Annotated in this window: 19 protein-coding genes; 8 read left to right on the top strand and 11 right to left on the bottom strand. The window is 48.4% G+C overall.

Annotated features, from left to right (window positions below):
• Window positions 1–155: 155 nt before the first annotated feature.
• From C1A11_RS01880 to C1A11_RS01865, 4 genes are read right to left on the bottom strand one after another with little or no spacing between them, the layout of a single operon-like run.
• Window positions 156–590 carry a GNAT family N-acetyltransferase gene (locus C1A11_RS01880; RefSeq protein ID WP_102048736.1) on the bottom strand — a complete coding sequence of 145 codons (435 nt, stop codon included), beginning with the start codon at window positions 588–590 and terminating at the stop codon, window positions 156–158.
• A 28-nt stretch (window positions 591–618) separates the two neighbouring features.
• The gene (gene mutY, locus C1A11_RS01875; protein WP_102048735.1) at window positions 619–1,692 is read right to left on the bottom strand and encodes an A/G-specific adenine glycosylase; all 1,074 of its coding nucleotides are present in this window, start codon (window positions 1,690–1,692) and stop codon (window positions 619–621) included.
• Window positions 1,693–1,700: 8 nt separating this feature from the next.
• Window positions 1,701–3,308, bottom strand: a complete 1,608-nt coding sequence (locus C1A11_RS01870; RefSeq protein ID WP_102048734.1) for an amidohydrolase — start codon at window positions 3,306–3,308, stop codon at window positions 1,701–1,703.
• 27 nt (window positions 3,309–3,335) lie between these two features.
• Window positions 3,336–3,995 carry an HAD family hydrolase gene (locus tag C1A11_RS01865; RefSeq protein WP_180950208.1) on the bottom strand — a complete coding sequence of 220 codons (660 nt, stop codon included), beginning with the start codon at window positions 3,993–3,995 and terminating at the stop codon, window positions 3,336–3,338.
• Window positions 3,996–4,291: 296 nt separating this feature from the next.
• On the opposite strand from C1A11_RS01865, the gene C1A11_RS01860 reads away from it, so the two are divergent.
• The 5 genes from C1A11_RS01860 to C1A11_RS01840 all read left to right on the top strand — a co-directional run bounded on the left by C1A11_RS01860 (window position 4,292) and on the right by C1A11_RS01840 (window position 8,390).
• On the top strand, window positions 4,292–5,500 hold the full coding sequence (locus C1A11_RS01860; RefSeq protein WP_102049209.1) for a 6-phosphofructokinase: 1,209 nt from the start codon (window positions 4,292–4,294) through the stop codon (window positions 5,498–5,500).
• Window positions 5,501–5,727: 227 nt separating this feature from the next.
• Window positions 5,728–6,168, top strand: a complete 441-nt coding sequence (locus C1A11_RS01855) for a LytTR family DNA-binding domain-containing protein (protein ID WP_102048732.1) — start codon at window positions 5,728–5,730, stop codon at window positions 6,166–6,168.
• Window positions 6,169–6,178: 10 nt separating this feature from the next.
• Complete coding sequence (locus C1A11_RS01850; protein WP_102048731.1) at window positions 6,179–6,625, top strand: DUF3021 family protein; 447 nt, start codon at window positions 6,179–6,181, stop codon at window positions 6,623–6,625.
• Complete coding sequence (locus tag C1A11_RS01845; RefSeq protein WP_102048730.1) at window positions 6,622–7,536, top strand: ABC transporter ATP-binding protein; 915 nt, start codon at window positions 6,622–6,624, stop codon at window positions 7,534–7,536. The genes C1A11_RS01850 and C1A11_RS01845 overlap by 4 nt, the downstream gene beginning before the upstream one ends.
• Window positions 7,533–8,390, top strand: coding sequence for an ABC transporter permease (locus C1A11_RS01840; protein WP_102048729.1), 858 nt, complete (start codon window positions 7,533–7,535; stop codon window positions 8,388–8,390). The genes C1A11_RS01845 and C1A11_RS01840 overlap by 4 nt, the downstream gene beginning before the upstream one ends.
• A gap of 64 nt (window positions 8,391–8,454) precedes the next feature.
• Here C1A11_RS01840 and C1A11_RS01835 read toward each other — a convergent pair whose 3' ends face one another.
• The 7 genes from C1A11_RS01835 to C1A11_RS01805 all read right to left on the bottom strand — a co-directional run bounded on the left by C1A11_RS01835 (window position 8,455) and on the right by C1A11_RS01805 (window position 13,570).
• Window positions 8,455–9,009, bottom strand: a complete 555-nt coding sequence (locus C1A11_RS01835; RefSeq protein WP_102048728.1) for a TIGR03943 family putative permease subunit — start codon at window positions 9,007–9,009, stop codon at window positions 8,455–8,457.
• Window positions 9,009–9,845, bottom strand: coding sequence for a metal ABC transporter permease (locus tag C1A11_RS01830; RefSeq protein WP_102048727.1), 837 nt, complete (start codon window positions 9,843–9,845; stop codon window positions 9,009–9,011). Before C1A11_RS01830 ends, C1A11_RS01835 begins: the two co-directional genes overlap by 1 nt.
• A complete protein-coding gene (locus tag C1A11_RS01825; protein WP_102048726.1) occupies window positions 9,832–10,548 on the bottom strand; it encodes a metal ABC transporter ATP-binding protein in 717 nt (238 codons plus the stop codon). The genes C1A11_RS01830 and C1A11_RS01825 overlap by 14 nt, the downstream gene beginning before the upstream one ends.
• Entirely contained in the window at window positions 10,548–11,543 is a 996-nt protein-coding gene (locus C1A11_RS01820; RefSeq protein ID WP_102048725.1) for a metal ABC transporter substrate-binding protein, read from the bottom strand. Before C1A11_RS01820 ends, C1A11_RS01825 begins: the two co-directional genes overlap by 1 nt.
• Before the next feature lie 86 nt (window positions 11,544–11,629).
• A complete protein-coding gene (locus C1A11_RS01815; protein ID WP_102048724.1) occupies window positions 11,630–11,941 on the bottom strand; it encodes a hypothetical protein in 312 nt (103 codons plus the stop codon).
• 30 nt (window positions 11,942–11,971) lie between these two features.
• A complete protein-coding gene (locus C1A11_RS01810; RefSeq protein WP_180950207.1) occupies window positions 11,972–12,367 on the bottom strand; it encodes a Fur family transcriptional regulator in 396 nt (131 codons plus the stop codon).
• 318 nt (window positions 12,368–12,685) lie between these two features.
• Complete coding sequence (locus C1A11_RS01805) at window positions 12,686–13,570, bottom strand: LysR family transcriptional regulator (protein ID WP_102048722.1); 885 nt, start codon at window positions 13,568–13,570, stop codon at window positions 12,686–12,688.
• Window positions 13,571–13,749: 179 nt separating this feature from the next.
• On the opposite strand from C1A11_RS01805, the gene C1A11_RS01800 reads away from it, so the two are divergent.
• Genes C1A11_RS01800 through sdaAA form a run of 3 tightly spaced genes read left to right on the top strand, consistent with a single transcriptional unit; the run spans window position 13,750 to window position 16,576 of the window.
• On the top strand, window positions 13,750–14,946 hold the full coding sequence (locus tag C1A11_RS01800; protein WP_102048721.1) for a dicarboxylate/amino acid:cation symporter: 1,197 nt from the start codon (window positions 13,750–13,752) through the stop codon (window positions 14,944–14,946).
• Between the two features lie 38 nt (window positions 14,947–14,984).
• On the top strand, window positions 14,985–15,653 hold the full coding sequence (gene sdaAB, locus C1A11_RS01795; RefSeq protein WP_102048720.1) for an L-serine ammonia-lyase, iron-sulfur-dependent subunit beta: 669 nt from the start codon (window positions 14,985–14,987) through the stop codon (window positions 15,651–15,653).
• Between the two features lie 32 nt (window positions 15,654–15,685).
• Window positions 15,686–16,576: an L-serine ammonia-lyase, iron-sulfur-dependent, subunit alpha gene (gene sdaAA, locus C1A11_RS01790; RefSeq protein ID WP_102048719.1), complete on the top strand. Its 891-nt coding sequence runs from the start codon at window positions 15,686–15,688 to the stop codon at window positions 16,574–16,576.
• Window positions 16,577–16,578 lie beyond the last annotated feature (2 nt).

The following is a 16,578-nucleotide window of genomic DNA, read 5'->3' as shown; positions in this document are numbered from 1 at the left end:
TGCCTATATAATAATACCGTTAAAGAATAGCACAATTACCCCCGAATGTAAAGAATTCGCCTGGTTTTCGCTATGGGAAAAGGCTTCCAAAAATAAAAAAAGTGACCTTCACAATTTTAGTGAAAATCACTTTTTAAGGTTCTAAATAATTAGCTTTAAACGGGTTTCCATTCCATCTGCAAAGTTTCGTGGCCTTCTGCGCCAGTGCTGGTTTGCGAGATGGCAAAGCCGTTTTTAGTAAAGAAAGCGACTGCGCGCTCATTTTCGCGATAGACCGAAACCTGCAGGCCACTCTGGGCAAGCTCTTTTGCTCGGTTCAAGAGTGCAGTGCCATGCCCTTTTTTTTGAAAGCAGACGGCGACATACAAAGCAGCAATCTCGCCCTCTTTGCCAAAGCTCAAAAAGCCTTCTACTGCGCCGTCCACAGTGGCTACCAAAGTGGTAGCAGCGGGGAGGAATTCGTGGTACATGGTGCGATATTCGTTAATCCAGTAATCTTCTTCTATAAACGGATGCGAGGCAATCACAGAAGTGAGCCAGACAGCTCCTACCACTTCAAGGTCAGAGGCCTCATAGTTGCGCAGTTCCATATGTTATCGTCCTTTCAAAAGGGGAAAGTCATTTTTCTGAAAGCAGTGAGCCGAGTGTGGCGGTATAAGCCTTTAATGCGCCCGGCAGGGAATATTCTTCCCGCAGTTGCTGTAGGGTAACCCAGGTTAAAGAACAGTCGCTGCAAGGGGTACACTCTACGGCAAATCCGGTCATCTTCCATTCCAAATGCGTGAAAATATGTTTGGCATCGCCTAAGGGCACCAGATTATGTGCCGTTAGGCCGATTGTTTTAAGATAGCATATTGCTGCGTCGCGGTCAAGCGTACCCTCAGCAGAAGGGAACTCCCACAAGCCACGCAGCAAGCCCTTGGGTGGACGTTTTTGTATGCCAACCCGATTTTCAGAAAGCACGACGAATACAGTGCGCTGTTCTATGCGGCGCGCAGGTTTCTGATCTTTGAGCGGAAAGGCAAGCTCGTTGCCAAGCTGATGCGCTTTACAGACGTGTGAAAGAGGGCAAGCTTCACAGCGCGGTGCTCCATTGGGCAAGCAGACAGTTGCGCCAAGTTCCATCAACGCCTGATTAAAGGCGCTGGCATCATTTTGGGGCATCGAGGCTGCAAGTGCAGATTCGAAATTGCGCTTCACCGGCTCTTTGCTGGTGTTTTCTTCGCTTGCGGTTACCCGGGCAATAACACGCAGTACATTGCCGTCTACCGCGGGGCAGGGTAGGCCAAAGGCAATACTGCTGATAGCCCCTGCCGTATAGCGGCCTATGCCCGGCAGTTTCAGCAAAGCCTCATAGTCAGCAGGTAATTCTCCGCCGTACTCCTTTACCACTACCTGTGCCGCCTTTTGCAGGTTGCGTACCCGGTTATAATAACCTAGCCCTTCCCAAAGCTTCAGAAGTACCTCTTCGTCCGCTTCTGCAAGCGCAGCTATCGTAGGCAGCTTTTGCAAAAAACGGTGATAATAGCCTTTTACAGCTTCTACACGTGTTTGCTGCAGCATAATCTCCGAAAGCCAGACATGATAGGGTTTAGGGTCGCTGCGCCACGGCAAAACGCGGGCCGTGCCGCGGTACCAGGCCAACAATGGGGTGACAATGCGGGGCAGCTCAGAAAAATCAGTAACGTCCATGGTGCTCCTTATGATTTACTGTGAGTGTAAAGTGTTTTGCCTTGCTTAATGGTTTCGAGAATTTTAATATCTTTAATATGGTCTTTTTCCACCGTAAGCGGGTCTTCTTCCAAAATCACAAAGTCCGCCAGCTTGCCCACGGCAATACTGCCTTTTTGGCTTTCTTCAAAATACTGCTCAGCGGCATTTATAGTAACGGCTTTCAGCGCGTCATATACGCTGACACATTCGCTTTGTGCCAACTGTACGCCGTTTTTGGTACGGCGCTCTACCGCGCGCTGCACTGTGTCCAGCATATCCGGCAAAAGCACAGGGGTATCCTGGTGGAACGTATAAAGCACGCCTTTTTCAAGGGCAGAGTGGGCCAGGCTGATGTAATCGGCGCGCTCTTTGCCGAAGTTTTGCAGATGAATATCGCCCCAGTAGTAAGTGTGCGCCACAAAAAAAGAGGCGATGATGCCAAGCTTCGCCAGCATCGGCAGCTGGTCTTTGCGCAGCATCTGCGCGTGAATCATAACAGGTCGAATTCCGGATTTGTCGGTCTCTTTTACTGCTGCGGCGTAAGCATCAATCATCTGCTGTGCTGCGGCATCGCCGTTACAATGGCAAAGAATCTGTGCATTGTCGTTTAACGCCTGGATCATAAAGGATTTTACTTTTTCATCCGAATAGATGGGGTACCCGCAGTAGGTCGGGTCTTCTCCGAGATAGGGCTTGGTCATCCATGCAGTGCGCCCTTGCGGAGAGCCATCCAGAAAAATCTTATATCCGCCCAGTTTAAGCCGATTATAATAACGTTGCCAGTAGCGCGAATTCTCACGTAACTCCGGGTTAAGGTTTAGATCAAGGTAGCTTACCACGTCAATTTTAAGGCGGTCAGCCTCTGCGGCCTGGCTAAGCAGCTGCCACTCTGCAGTGCGGGTCAGGCCATCCTGTGCTGTGGTGATGCCATGTGCAAGGTAAATATCCTGTGCGCGGTCCAGCTCTGCCAAACGCTGGTTAACACTGGGGAGTGGAATTTTGCTGCTATTTTGGGTGAAAGCGGTTTCTTCAAGATACCCACTGGGTTCACGGCTACCGGCCATGCGCCCAATGCGACCGCCCTCCGGGTCCGGTGTATCGGCCGAGATGCCCAGCATCTGGAGGGCTTTGGAATTTGCTACACCCATATGGCCGCTGGCATGTGCAATCAGCAAAGGCCGGTCGGGGCAAACGCGGTCAAGCAGTTCTTTGGTGGGGTGAGTTTTTTCTGCTAAAAAGTTATTATCGTAGCCAAAGCCGCTTAAAAAAGCATCCGGTGCCGGGGCATTGGCATTCATAAAAGCCGTAATTTTCTCGGCAATATCATCAAAACTTTTTGCGCCGCTTAACTGCACCAGCCCTAAAGTAGAAGCAAAGCTGGTGATGTGGCTGTGCGGGTCAATAAAGCCCGGCATTAATGTATGTCCGCCGAGATCGCGCACCCGTGCGTCGGGCGCGACTTCGCGCAGGTCAAACAGACGCCCAAGACCTGCAATGCGGCCGTCCTGCACCAAAACCGCCTCAGGGCAGTTGCTGCCCTTGGCACGCGGGTCCATTGTCAAAATGTTCCCACCTGTATAAATCGTTTTCTGCATGGGAAAACCTCCTTAAAAGAGATGTGGCTATTGTACCCCGCGCTGGCGGCAATACTCTGCCAAACGGGGCAAACTATCAATAAGTGGGGCACCGGTGGCAGCGAGCTTTTCGGCTGGCTGATGACCGCCGGTATAAAGCACACATTGTGCGCCGCAGCCAGAAGCTACTTCATAATCGTGCACACTGTCACCAATGAACACTACAGTCTGCGGGTCAATGTCGGTGCGCTCGAAAAAGCGCAATGCGATATGAGCTTTGCTTTGCGCATAAATGTCGCTAATGCCGAGCAAATGTTCAAAATAAGGCCGAATGGGAAAGCGGTCCACCTGGTTTTCCAAGTGCTGCTGCATTGAAGCAGAAATTAACACCTGGGAAATGCCGTCGCTTTTCAGCTGTGCCAGCGTTTCATGCGCACCTTTCACCAGGCCGCAGCTAATGTTTTTTTTATGGTAGATATCCATAAACTCATGGGCCATTGCATCAAATGGGGTACGGTCAAAATCAATGCCCAGGTTGCGATAATATTGGATGATGGGAAAGCAGAATTTACTGTGGTAATCCGCGGTATCTTGCAAAGGCGGATACGCATGGCGCAGCAAAAGCTCATTGATGGTGTCGATGGAAACCGGCACGTCATCAAAAAGGGTACCGTTCCAATCCCAGACGACTAAAGAAACAGGCTTCACAGTATTTCTCCTTTGATAAATAAATGTCAGCTAATGGATAAATGATGAGTGCTTTTTAGACTTTTTTCGAAAAAAGCTTTCTTTTATTCTAACGCGATTAGGGTCGAATAGCAACCATTCTATCATGTTGACCACATTGAACTGGAAGTTTATGGTCAATGTGCTGTATCTGTGATTGAATTGTTCATAATATGTCAATGTTTTTACCTAGTAAAACGTCTTAGAGAAAAATATAATAGATAAGAAGGGAGCGGATAATCAATATGAGCGATTCCTATAGAATTATTGAAAATACCTTGAAAAATGGTGTAAAGAGAATCGGTATTATGACAGGTGGCGGCGACTGCCCGGGCCTGAATGCTGTGATTCGTGCTGTTGTTATGATGGCAGATAAATATGGTGTGGAGGTCATCGGTATCCCTTATGGCTACCGTGGTATGCTGCTGGGCGGCGACTACTTCCACAAGCTGACCTGTGAAGACGTGCAGGGCATTATCGAAAAAGGCGGCACAATTCTGCACAGCTCTAACAAAGATAACCTGTTTAAATACCCGCGTCGTAACAAAGAAGGCTTTGAGCACGACGAAAACGGAAAACTTATCTACGATAACTTTTCTGAAACCGCCGTGCAGAACCTGCGCGATGCCGGCATTGACGCAATGATTATCGTTGGCGGCGACGGTACCCTTACCTCTGGGCGCGATTATTCCCGTATGGGCGTGCCGGTGGTCGGTGTTCCCAAAACCATCGATAACGACCTGCGTTCTACTGAAATTACTTTTGGCTTTGACACGGCAGTTTCTCGCTGCGTGCAGGCAGTAGAATCGGTGCGCACCACCGGTGAAGCACACAGCCGCGTCATGTTTATCGAGGTTATGGGACGCAATGCGGGCCATATTGCACTGCACACCGCAATTTCCAGCGGTGCTGACGTTGTGCTGATTCCCGAAATCCCGTACCACTTTGACAAGCTGGTTGCTGAGCTGCGCCGCCGTTTGGAGCGCAATGGTACTGCCATTGTCATCGTTTCTGAGGGTGTCACCCCGCCTGAAAAAGGCGCCTATTCGACAAAAATCGTCGAAGGCTCGCCCGATGCTGTTCGCTTTGGCGGCGTATCTGGCGTTATCGCCGACTATGTTGAGCGTGCGCTGAACGCAGACCGCGACGAGAACGGCTATGCCATCTCCGAAGTGCTGATGGACGTAGAATGCCGTGCCACCAACGTTGGCTACGCTCAGCGTGGCGGCGTGCCTACCGCAAACGACCGTTTGCTGAGCACACGCTTTGGCGCATTTGCAGTAAAAGAGCTGCTTGAAAACCTTGTGCCCGATGAAAAAGGCAATTTTGGACGTATGGTTTCAGTTCAGGAAAACCGTCTCACCTCGGTTTCTCTCGAAGAAGTCATCGCCAGCTCTACAATGATTGGCAACCAGCGCCGGGTAGACCCGGAAGGCGAACTGGTACAGCTTGCACGCAACGTCCAGATCTCCTTTGCCGACGAATAAGGCTCCTTCCAATTTTTCCTTCAATAGATAAACCAGCAGAAAACAGCGGCCACATTTTGTGGCCGCTGTTTTCATTTTGCGCCACCGTGGCAGAGAAGGTTTGCCAACGAGGCCGAGCACCTATCTGCAACATACCTATCTAAAAATGCAGCTTACGCGAAAATTCTTGTGTTTTAGCGCAATTGCCCATAAACTAAAAGCAGAAGCAAACGAAGGGAGCCGATACGTTGAAGCTGATTGTCGAGCGGATAAAAAACCTTCCAGAGGTGGAGGTGCTGGTTCGTTGCAAAGAAACGCCGGAAAAAGAAACAGAGAACTTGATTGCTTATTTAGAGCAATATTCTTTAAACCTTATTGGCAGCAAAGCCGGGGCAACTTACCCAATAAGCCCTGCGGATGTTTGCTACATTGAAAGTGTGGATGACCGCACCTTTCTTTACTTAGAACAACGGGTTTATGAAAGTCCGCTTAAACTGTACCAGATAGAAGAGCTGCTGCAAAGGATGCCCTTTGTGCGAATTGGTAAATCTGTGATTGCTAATATCAGCTGGGTAGAATCGGTGCGGCCGTTGCTGAATGGTAAGCTGGAGGTAAAGATGCAAAACACCGAAAAGCTGGTGGTCAACCGCCACTATGTAAAAGCTTTTCGAGAAAAATTTGAGCTTTAGGAGGGATAAAATGAGTGAGAACAGCAGAAAAAACAGCAGCAGTAAGAAACTCGATGAGCTGATTCTTGTAGATTGCGTTTCTTATACCGTTGTCAGCTTAATTTTAGCGTTTCTTTCTTTTTTTGATTTGGTGATGGGGCTTAACCCGCGGGTGTTGTTTCAGCTTTTTGCGGTTACCACACTGATTTGCTTTTTAATGTATCTTACTTCGTTTTTGCCGATTGAGTCGCCCTGGGCCGAAATGCTCGTTTCACTGGCAGATGTAGGCGTTGTGGTGCTGGGGGTAGGCGGGGGCATTTTCCGATGGTTTCCGTGGCAGGCAAAGTACATCTGGATGGTTTCGGGCGTATTTGTAATCGTTTATTTTATTACTTACGGCATTATTCTGCTGCAAAACAAAATTGCATCCGACCAGATTAACCGCATTTTACAGGAAAAACGGAGGGAACAGAAGTGAGCCATATCATAGAAATTCAGAATCTGCGCAAATCTTACGGAAAAGTAGAAGCCGTAAAAGGCGTCAACTTTTATGTAGAAAAGGGAAAGCTGTTTTCTTTTCTGGGTCCTAATGGTGCAGGTAAGTCGACGACAATAGATATGATCTGCACTTTTTTAAAACCGGATGCAGGCAGCATTTTGGTTAATGGATACGAAATTGGCAAAGAGGACGAAAAGATTCGCCAAGACCTTGGTGTGGTTTTTCAAGACGGATTGCTGGATAGCTTGCTGACCGTAGAAGAAAACCTAAAAGTGCGAGGCGGGTTTTACGGGCTAAAGGGCCAGCAACTCAAACAAGCGGTAGAGCAAGCCGCTGAAATCACGGGTGTGACAGATTATCTCAAGCGCCCTTACGGCAAACTTTCCGGCGGGCAGCGTCGTCGCTGTGATATCGCCCGCGCGTTGATTCATACCCCTAAAATTTTGTTTTTAGATGAGCCTACCACAGGCCTTGACCCGCAAACGCGCCAGCATGTATGGGCAACGATTCGAAACATTCAGAAAAAAACCAATATGACGATTTTTTTAACCACCCATTACATGGAAGAAGCCGCGGCCTCTGATTATGTAATTGTGCTGGACAATGGCGAGATTGCAGCAAAAGGTACCCCCTCTGAGCTGCGCAGCCAATACTCCAGTGATCGGCTTATCCTTTTTTGTAAAGAGGAACAGGCGGTAAAAGAAATATTGCAGCAACAAGGGCTCGCGTGGAAAGAGCAGGTTGATATGCTGCGCATTTCGCTTGCATCTACCATGGAGGCATTGCCGATTATTGAAGCAACAAAGCCTTTCCTTACCGGATTTGAGGTGGTAAAAGGCACGATGGACGATGCGTTTATTGCAATTACCGGAAAGGAGATACGGGAATGATTGGGTTTACAAAGCGGAACTTAAAAGTATTTTTTAAAGATAAAACCTCGGTTTTCTTCTCTCTGCTGTCTGTCTTTATTATCATTGGGCTTTATATGCTGTTTTTAGGGGATGTTTGGGTTAGCTCGTTTGATGGCCTTGAGGGCGTAAGGTACTTAATGGACTCGTGGATTATTGCAGGTCTGCTCACGGTGACATCCGTGACAACCGCTATGGGCGCGTTCGGCATTATGGTAGAGGATAGAACGAAAAAAATCAACAAAGATTTCATTTCCTCACCCATTAAAAGTAGTAGCCTGATGGGCGGATACCTGCTCGCGGCGGTTATCATTGGTGTTATCATGAGCATCGTTGCCTTGATTCTCTCTGAAATCTATCTGGTGGCAAAGGGCGGTGAGCTGCTTAGCCCGCTCAAAATGTTGCAAGTGCTGGGCTTGATTGTACTCGGCACGGTTACCAATGTTTCTATCGTATTTTTTGTGGTTTCGTTTTTTCAAAGTGCAAACGCCTTTGCAACGGCAAGCACCATCATTGGTACGCTCATCGGTTTTATTACAGGCATCTATCTGCCGATTGGACAGTTGCCGAATTCGGTGCAGACGGTCATCAAATGCTTCCCGGTTTCTCATGCCGGGGCAATGTTTCGCCAGGTGATGATGGAAGAACCGCTGGCGGTTACGTTTCGGGGCGCGCCGCCGGAAGTAGTAGCCGAATTTAAGCAGTTGATGGGAGTTGTGTACCAATTTGGAGATACCGAAGTGACCCCTGCCATGAGCATCGCGATTTTGGTGGTTACCGCAATTGCTTTTTATGGACTTTCTATCTTAAATATCTCTCGCAAAAAGAGAGGATAAAACAAAAAGCAGCTATCTTTTTTGATAGCTGCTTTTTGTTTTATAGTGCTGAAAGTGCGCCGGTTTATTGTGTAACCGTTTCTGCACCGCGCTCTGTCAGCACTTCCAAACTGGTTACGTTGAGATAAAGGTCATGATAGTAACCGTTAATCACGATTTCCGGTTTGCCGGTTACGCGAATCCAATCGTTTTCTTTCGGCGGCTCGCCATCATAATGCAAGAAGAATCCGCCCCAGCCATCGTTTGCACAGCATCCCGGTCCGTACCGAAAAACGATAGGCACGCCGGAAGGATAAGTTGCTTCGTCCTTGAAAATGCCATACATGCCCTCTACCACTATGGTTTTGTCTTCGTAGTTCTCGATATTGTAGTACATCTCATTAATCTGCGTAATAAAAAGCTTTTCGCCAATTACAAGCGTATTTTCATCGGAGGCAGGAGCCTGCGTAGAGGCCGAAGTACCACCTGAGGGAACAGTGAAAGCCGGGCCAGGAGTAGCACTGGCGGCGGGCGCAGAAGTCGAAGACGGGGCAGAGCTGGAATCCTCGGCAGTGCAACCGGTCAGCATAATCGCCCCGCAAAGAGCCAGGGAAACGACCCCGGCAAAACGATGTTTCATTATTTTACAAGCCCCTTTCCACTTATCCAGCCAATGGCTGAGAAAATGAGAAACACAGCAATATTTAAAATAGCAACGCTTGCACCGGTGGGGGTGGCGTAGACATAAGACATCGTGAGCCCGGAGACAAAGCAGACGATAGAAATGATAGCAGAGCTGATTACTACAGCCTTAAACTGCTTGAAAATGCGCATAGAGGACAGCGCAGGGAAGATGATAAGGCTTGAAATTAGCAAAGCACCCATGGTGCGCATACCCAGCACGATGGTAAAAGCGGTGAGTATCGCAATCAGCATATTATAAAGGTCTGCTTTAGTGCCGGTTGCTTTTGCAAAGGTTTCGTCAAATGTAACCGAGAAAATACGGTTATAAAAAAGCACAAAGAGTAAAAGCACAGCAATAGAAAGCCCAACAGTAAGAGCCACTTCGCTTTGGTTAACACCTAAAATGGAACCAAAGAGGTAATTGCAGGTGTCTGTGTTCATGCCGGTGGTCATTGAGATGACCATAACGCCGACGGCAAGCGAGCCGGTAGAGATAATTGCAATCGCTGCGTCGCCTTTGATTTTGCTGCTTTCTTTGATGCGCAGCAGCAAAAATGCAGCGGCAACCACCACCGGCAGAGAAACCGCAAGCGGTGCAAGGTGCAGCGAAGTTGCAATTGCAAGTGCGCCAAACCCCACGTGGGATAAGCCGTCGCCAATCATAGAATAGCGTTTTAACACCATGCTGACGCCCAGCAAAGAAGCGCAAAGGGCAACCAGTGTGCCCGCAATAAATGCCCGCACCATAAAGGGATAGGTCATCATCTCGTTAAATAAATCAATTACCACCATGGAAAGGCCCTCCCAAGAAACGCGCCCCGATGGAGCTGGTGCGGTATTCTTCTACCGTGCCGAAAAATAGCTGCTCGGTATCCAGATGCAGAACTTTGCTGGCATACTGCATCACACTGTTAATATCGTGTGAAACCATAATAATCGTCAGCCCCAGCTCGCGGTTTACTTTTGCAATCAGCTCATACAGCTCGTTGGTTACCAAAGGGTCAAGGCCAGCGGCGGGCTCGTCGAGCAACAAAATCTTTTGAGTGGCACAGAGTGCACGAGCCAAAAGCACACGCTGCTGCTGGCCACCGGAAAGCTCGCGATAAGCGCGATGTTTTAATGCGGTAATGCCAAGCTGCTCCAGTTTTTCGGCAGCCAGTTCTTTTTCTGCCCGCCCGTAAAAAGGACGCCCTTTCAAACGGTTAAGGCAGCCGGAAAGCACGACTTCGTATACACTTGCGGGAAAGTCTTTCTGCACCTCAGTTTGCTGAGGCAGATAGCCAATTTCATTTGTCTGCAAGCCTTCACCCAGATAAATGCTGCCGCTGGTGGGGGATTTCAGCCGCAGCAGGCCTTTCATCAGCGTGCTTTTGCCAGCGCCGTTTTCGCCTACAATGCAAAGATAGTCGCCGCTTTCTACGGAAAAATTGATGTTTTTTGCGGCAGCTTTGCCTTCGTAAGCAAAGGACGCGTTTTCACAGGTGAGCAATGCCATTAGTTTAAGGCCTCCTTAAGTTGTTTGACGTTCTGTTCCATAATGGAAAGATAGGTTTCGCCACGTTCCCATTCATCTTTGGTCAGGTTGTGGCACGAGTGTAGTGTAAGTTTGCGTGCTCCGGTAGCATCACAGATAGAATCTGCAATTTTGCCGTTAGAAAGCTCGATGGTAAAGACGACCGGCAGCTGTTCGGTTTTTACTTTATCCACCAAAAAGGCAACGGTGGAAGCATCGGGTTCTGTTTCGGACGAGCAGCCGGAAAAAGCTGCGAAATAGTTCAGGCCATAGGCATCCGCAAGATAGCGGAAGGGGAAACGATCGCCAAACAATATGGTTTTACGCTTTGCCTGCGTTGTTACTTCGGTCAGCTCGCTATCCAGCGCGTTTAGCTTTTCCAGATAGGCAGCGGCGTTTTTGGCATAGGTTTCGGCGTGGTTCGGGTCACGCTGCTGCATTTCCTGCGAAATTTTTTCTGTGATGAGTATTGCGTTTTTGGGCGAAGTCCAAACATGCTCATCAATTTCATGTTCGTTGTGTTCTTCTTCGTCGTGCGCATCACTTTTAGTGTGGGTGTCGCTTTCGCCTTCATCGTGGTCGTGCTCCGCTTCCATGCCCTCCACCAGCTCTTCTTCCACCGTGGGTACGCAATCCAGCAGTTTAAGCGTGTCCGGCTTTTCACCACCAAGAGAAGAGAGAATATCTTCTACCCAAACGTCATTTTCGCTGCCCGTGTAAATAAACAGATCCGCGTTTTGCACGGCCTTGATGTCTTTTGGGGTAGGTTCATAGGAGTGGCTTTCGGCGCCGGGTTTTAGTAGCATTGTTACCTCGACAGCTTCGCCGCCGATTTGGCGGACAAAGTCATAGGGCGGAAAGTTGGTAGTCACAATCGTGAGTTTCTCTTTTTTTGTTTCTACAGGGGCATTGCTGCCGCAGGCAGAAAGAGAAAGAGCAAGCAGCGCTGCAAGAGAAAAAGCAAGTATTCGTTTCATATCGAAACCTCCATTTTGTAATTTTGGGCACAAAAAGGCAAGGGTACGCACTTAAAATCAAATGCGGCCCTTGCAAAGGTTTGTTTTTAATTATTTAGCTTTACTTTCAGCGCAACGGGGGTGGCAGTGCGGACAAACAAAGCGTAAAGTGCAGCAAGCCCACAACAAAGCAATAGTGCACACGCAAAAACGCTGCCAAACGAAAAAACGCTTAAAAGCTGGCTGCGCAAAGTGGCCAGCTGATGCAGCTGAACACAGATGGCGCAATCCGGGCCAAGGCAGATGTGGTCAGCCTCGCGCAGTTCGTAAGCAAAAGAAAAAGCAAAAAAAGCCAGCACACAGATGCAGAGCAGCAAAATTGCGATTTTTATTTTTTTGTTTTGTCGCAAATTTTGCATAGAAGCATCTCCTTGGCCGATAATTGGGCGTTAGCCCTGATGAGAACAATTTTTACAGGTGCCGTAAAACACGGTTTGTTCCAAATCGATTTCTAAATCGTCAGTAGCCTTTACCGCCTCGCTAAAGCGGGTAAGTACCGGGTTTTGAAAATGAAGCAGCTTTCCGCAGGCTTGGCAGCGGAAATGGAAGCAACGCTCAGGCGGGGCATCGGTGGGGTCGTACTGAAAACAAGCACTGGCGTTACCGTCCAGCACGTATTTTTTTACGCGTCTTTCCTGCACAAAGGCATCCAGATGGCGGTAGATGGTAGCCACGCCGATGGGGGTGCCTTGCGCCGCAAAGTGCTCGGCGATTTGTTGCACAGTGATGTGCTGCCCGCGTGTGGAAATGAGATAATTCAAAATTGCAGATTTCTGTTTGGTCATATAATTACCTTTTCGCATTTTGAACCTCCTCATTTTTATCAAATTGAAAACCGTTATCAAATTTACCACAAAAGACACGGTTTGTCAAATCTAACCGCAACTGTTTACAGCATAGTGAGGGCAAAATCTCCGGCGATGAGAAATAAAGCGCAAAGAAGCCTGAAAAGGACAGGCGTACCGCCCAAGGGCCGGAGAAAACAGAGAAACGACGAACCCAAAGGAAAATATTGCCCAGAACAGTGAAACAAACAAAAATCCGCACAGCGCAAAAAGCCGTGCGGATAAAATCCTTTTTAAATGTAAGCAGAATAACAAATACTACACCATGCCTAGGTTTGCAAGCCGGATAAACTCTTTCATTTCTTCTGTCAGCCATTTGTCTTTGTGGTAAAAAATCTGGCGCGACATCGACATTTGAAAATCTGTAACATTCAGGATAGAAAGCTCGTGCCGTAACACACTTTCGCTTACGGCAAAATGCGGCAAGAACGAAAGACCGAGGTTGTGCTTTACCATATTCATAATAAATTCGGTATGCCCAACTTCTAAAAAAGGCGTAAGCGAGAGATTGCGGGAGGCTAGGTGCTGCTCTAAGCCGTATCGATAATTGTCTTCTTTTTCGGTAAGAAAAAAGCGTTCCGCAAGCAAGTCCTCTAATTTTAATGTGGGCTGTTTTGCCAAAGGGGACTTCGGGGACGACACAAAAACAATATATTCCTGCCGCTCCAGCACTTTAATCCAGTTATTATTGTAAAGCGGCCTGTCCAGAATATAGATGATATCCACAAGATTGTGCTCCATCATTTCGATCAGTTCGGTGGGAGAAGCGGTGGTGATTTTGATGGAAATGTGCGGATGGTTTTTATAAAAGTATTGTAAAATAGTGGGAAACTTAAAAAAGCACAACGACTCAATGGTGCCGATGTGCAGTGTATGTTCGAGTGCTTCAGATTTACCCAGTGCTGCATGAGCTTCGTTTACTTGCTTTAAAATATTGGTAGCATAAACCAAAAATTGCTTGCCGGGCGGTGTAAGAGTTACTTTTTTTCCCATTCTGTCAAACAGACGGGTTTCGAGCTCTTGTTCTAAAAGCTGAATCTGAATGGTAACGGCGGATTGAGAATAACCAAGCTCTAATGCGGCTTTAGAGAAGCTTTGCAATTGCACTACTTTGAGAAAAGTATTCAGCTGTCTTATTTCCATCTGTGCAACATCCTCAGTTATTATGAAATTTATTTAATATATCTATAAAAAGTATGAATTGGATTTATATGTATAGTCATGTTACACTATATACTCGAAGAAGTCAATTGTGGGAAATACTTTCAAAAATTAAGGTTCTGCAGTTGGCAAGGTGAGTTTTGAAAACGGAGGGATACATAATGAAAAAGAAAATAGGCTTAGTACCAAAATTAATCATTGCGATTATCCTGGGTATCTTGATTGGGCAGTTTTTGCCTGAAGCGATCTGCCGCGTTGTGGTAACGGCATCGGGGATATTCAGCACATTCCTGAAATTTATCATTCCGCTGATGATTGTTGCTTACGTCACCATGGGCATTGCGGATTTGTCCCAAGGCGCCGGTAAGTTGCTTATCATCACAGTTGCTATTGCGTACGCATCTACGCTGATCGGCGGCGCAGCATCTTACATTGTTTCCAGCAACCTTTTCCCACACTTTATCAATGAGGGCGTATTGGAGCAGATTGCAGCTACATCCGATAATTCATTGTCTTCTTATTTCAGCCTTTCTATTCCGCCGCTGCTGGACACCCTTTCGGCAGTTGTACTGGCATTCGTAATCGGCCTTTGCCTTTCCAACATGCGCGGCAAAGAGATTGGCGATGCACTTTATAACACCATGAAAGACTTTTCCGGCATCATCGACAAGGTGCTGCACACTGCCATTATCCCGCTGCTGCCGCTTTACATCTGCGGCACCTTTGTGGATATGACCAAATCCGGCAAAACGTTTGCAATCCTCAGCGTTCTTTGGAAAGTCTTTCTGGTGGTTATCTGCATGCACCTTATTTATCTTGCACTGCAGTTCCTGCTGGCAGGCACCATCAGCAAAAAGAATCCTATCACGCTGATCAAAAACCAGATTCCCGGTTATACCACTGCACTTGGCACCCAGTCCTCTGCGGCAACCATTCCTGTTAACCTGCAGTGTGCAGAAGCAGACGGTGTTTGCGAGCAGATTCGTAACTTTGTAGTGCCCCTTTGCGCAAACATTCACATGTGCGGCTCGATGATTACAATTACTGCCTGCGCAACCGCAGTTTGCCTGATGAACCAGCTGCCCATCAGCCTTGGCACAGTAATTCCGTTTATCATGACTTTGGGTGTTGCAATGGTTGCTTCTCCGGGCGCACCGGGCGGCTCTATCATGACGGCACTCCCGTTCCTGTATATGATTTTCGGTGCAGAAGCTGGCGACCCCAATGGCCCCATCTGCGCTATCATGGTGGCACTGTATATCACACAGGATTCCTTTGGCACCGCCTGCAACGTTTCGGGCGATAATGCAATCGGCGTAATTGTCAACAGCATTTACGAGAAATGGATCAAAGCATAAAACGACGTTTGTCGTAAACCTGCTTTGGAGGTACCAAAATGAATGTATTTGACATTATCGGCCCTATTATGATTGGCCCGTCCAGCTCGCACACCGCAGGTGCGGTGGCGCTGGGCAGGGTGGCCAACAAGGTGATGAACCAGGTTGCACCGGTGCAGGTGCGCATTGAGCTTTCGGGCTCGTTTGCCCACACCTACAAAGGCCATGGCACCGATCGCGCACTGATGGCAGGCATTATGGGTTACAAAAGCTATTCAGAAGAGATTCGTGATGCATTGACAATTGCAAAACAGCGCGGCATCAACTATGAATTTGTGCCTACCGATATCCCCGGCGCGCACCCTAACACGGCACGCATCCACATCAAAGGCGAAAACGGCGAAGAGTGCACAGTAGAGGGCGCCAGCATTGGCGGCGGCAATATTCGGGTGGATTACATCAACGGCATGCGGGTCGATTTTACCGGCGAACATAACACCATTTTGGTGCTGCACCGCGATAAACCGGGGTTAATTGCCGCTGTGACCAATCTGATGAAAGAAAAGTATAAAGAAGTGAATATCGGCAATTTCAGATTGTCACGTCCTGTCAAAGGCGGCGAAGCAATGATGACGATTGAAATCGACGGCTTACCACCTCAAGGTATGATCGACGACATGCGCGGCATCGAAAACGTGATGAACGTGCTGTTGATTCGCGCTGTGTAACGTCTTTGCGGCAGAGCTAAGGAGAAATTTTCATGTTGCTGTATCAAACCATAGAAGAATTGCTCGCCGCAGCGGCGGCACAAAATAAAAAAATCAGCGAAATTGTCCTGGCAGACCAGGCAGCGCAGATGGAAAAGACGGAACAAGAAGTCTATGCCCAAATGGAACAAAGCTTCGACGTGATGTGTGACTCTGTACTGCAAGGGCAGGACCCCAACCAGCGCTCCACCTCCGGCTTAACCGGCGGCGAAGGGTTTAAGATGAAATCTTACTCCGAGCGTACCCAAGGCGGCCTTAGCGGTGTATTTATGACCCGCGCCATGAGTCGCGCACTGGCGGTATCCGGCTGCAACGCAGCCATGGGCAAAATTGTTGCAACCCCCACTGCAGGCAGTTGCGGCATTTTACCGGGCTGTCTGGTGTCGCTTTACGAGGACAAAAAAATGGAGAAGAAAGATATTGTAATGTCTATCTTCACCGCAGCGGCATTTGGCATTGTGATTGCCCAGCGGGCTTGCCTCGCGGGTGCACAGGGCGGCTGTCAGGCAGAGTGCGGCAGCGCGGCTGGCATGGCTGCTGCTGCTCTCGTAGAGTTACAGGGGGGTACACCGCAACAGGCAGCGGATGCCTGTGCCATTGCCATTGCAAACCAGCTTGGTCTTGTTTGCGACCCGGTGGCCGGGCTCGTAGAAATCCCCTGCATTAAACGGAATGTTTCCGGCGTGATGATTGCATTTTCCTCTGCTGATATGGCACTGGCCGGCATTCGTTCAGAAATTCCGGTAGATGAGTGTATCGATTCGATGGGGGAAGTGGGCAGCGCGCTGCCTGCCTCTCTGCGCGAAACGGCACTGGGTGGGCTTGCTTCTACTCCAACCGGCATGAAGCTGAAAGAGCAAGTTTTTGGCCCCGCGCCCCGCTAAAA

This window comes from Pygmaiobacter massiliensis (genome assembly GCF_900199435.1).
GTDB classification, from domain to species: Bacteria; Bacillota; Clostridia; order Oscillospirales; family Ruminococcaceae; genus Pygmaiobacter; species Pygmaiobacter massiliensis.
This window is presented reverse-complemented; position numbering and strand designations above follow the sequence as displayed.

Coding starts and splice junctions, on each gene's coding strand:
- C1A11_RS01825 (WP_102048726.1), bottom strand. CDS start 10,548: ATGGCATTGCTCACCTGTGAAAACGCGTCCTTTGCTTACGAAGGCAAA.
- C1A11_RS01805 (WP_102048722.1), bottom strand. CDS start 13,570: ATGGAAATAAGACAGCTGAATACTTTTCTCAAAGTAGTGCAATTGCAA.
- C1A11_RS01815 (WP_102048724.1), bottom strand. CDS start 11,941: ATGCAAAATTTGCGACAAAACAAAAAAATAAAAATCGCAATTTTGCTG.
- sdaAB (WP_102048720.1), top strand. CDS start 14,985: ATGAATGTATTTGACATTATCGGCCCTATTATGATTGGCCCGTCCAGC.
- C1A11_RS01830 (WP_102048727.1), bottom strand. CDS start 9,845: ATGGTGGTAATTGATTTATTTAACGAGATGATGACCTATCCCTTTATG.
- sdaAA (WP_102048719.1), top strand. CDS start 15,686: ATGTTGCTGTATCAAACCATAGAAGAATTGCTCGCCGCAGCGGCGGCA.
- mutY (WP_102048735.1), bottom strand. CDS start 1,692: ATGGACGTTACTGATTTTTCTGAGCTGCCCCGCATTGTCACCCCATTG.
- C1A11_RS01835 (WP_102048728.1), bottom strand. CDS start 9,009: ATGAAACATCGTTTTGCCGGGGTCGTTTCCCTGGCTCTTTGCGGGGCG.
- C1A11_RS01880 (WP_102048736.1), bottom strand. CDS start 590: ATGGAACTGCGCAACTATGAGGCCTCTGACCTTGAAGTGGTAGGAGCT.
- C1A11_RS01840 (WP_102048729.1), top strand. CDS start 7,533: ATGATTGGGTTTACAAAGCGGAACTTAAAAGTATTTTTTAAAGATAAA.
- C1A11_RS01820 (WP_102048725.1), bottom strand. CDS start 11,543: ATGAAACGAATACTTGCTTTTTCTCTTGCAGCGCTGCTTGCTCTTTCT.
- C1A11_RS01870 (WP_102048734.1), bottom strand. CDS start 3,308: ATGCAGAAAACGATTTATACAGGTGGGAACATTTTGACAATGGACCCG.
- C1A11_RS01810 (WP_180950207.1), bottom strand. CDS start 12,367: ATGACCAAACAGAAATCTGCAATTTTGAATTATCTCATTTCCACACGC.
- C1A11_RS01800 (WP_102048721.1), top strand. CDS start 13,750: ATGAAAAAGAAAATAGGCTTAGTACCAAAATTAATCATTGCGATTATC.
- C1A11_RS01850 (WP_102048731.1), top strand. CDS start 6,179: ATGAGTGAGAACAGCAGAAAAAACAGCAGCAGTAAGAAACTCGATGAG.